This is a genomic window from Arthrobacter sp. SIMBA_036, assembly GCF_046535135.1.
Lineage (GTDB): Bacteria > Actinomycetota > Actinomycetes > Actinomycetales > Micrococcaceae > Arthrobacter.
The window spans coordinates 1-542 of record NZ_JAWRXG010000044.1; the positions used below are offsets into that span (position 1 = coordinate 1).

The 542-nt window shown below is 65.7% G+C and carries 2 pseudogenes; both read right to left on the reverse strand.

What is annotated here, in order from left to right:
- Positions 1 to 203, reverse strand: a pseudogene (locus SB659_RS19055) (methylisocitrate lyase); the annotation flags it as partial.
- A pseudogene (locus SB659_RS19060) lies at positions 204 to 542 on the reverse strand (MmgE/PrpD family protein); the annotation flags it as partial.

A 542-nucleotide genomic window follows, 5' to 3' on the forward strand; every position in this document is an offset into this window, starting at 1 on the left:
AGGGTGGTCAGGCCGATGTCGGGCAGGCCGAGATCGTTGGCCAGGACCGCGCCGGAGATGTAGACCCCGGCGAAGCCCTTTTCCTCAATCAAACGGGCGGAGAGCGGGTTGAACGCACCCGGGAACTGGGCGATGGTCCCGGAGGCCAGCAGTTCCCGCAGTTTCACCCGCTTCTGCTCGGGTGTGACGTTGGAGTACAGCATTTAGAACAGTCCCTTCGGTGCTGCGTCGAGGTTGATGACGCCGGGAGCGGCGGTGATGTTGAGTTGGTCCAGTTCACCGGCGCCGAGTTCGGGGAGGCGTTCGACGGCGGCGAGGAACCGTTCGATTTCGGCGTCCTCGACGAGCCCGGCGGCGAGGGTGCGGAACTTGGTGATGTATTGCTCGCGGGCGAAGGGCCGGGCGCCGAGCGGGTGGGCATCGGCGACGGCGATCTCATCGGTGATGACGGTGCCGTCCGTGAGGGTGATTTCCACCGTGCCGCCGAAGGCTTTCTCGGCGATGTCCAGGGAGTGGTAGCGGCGGGTCCATTCCGGGTCTTC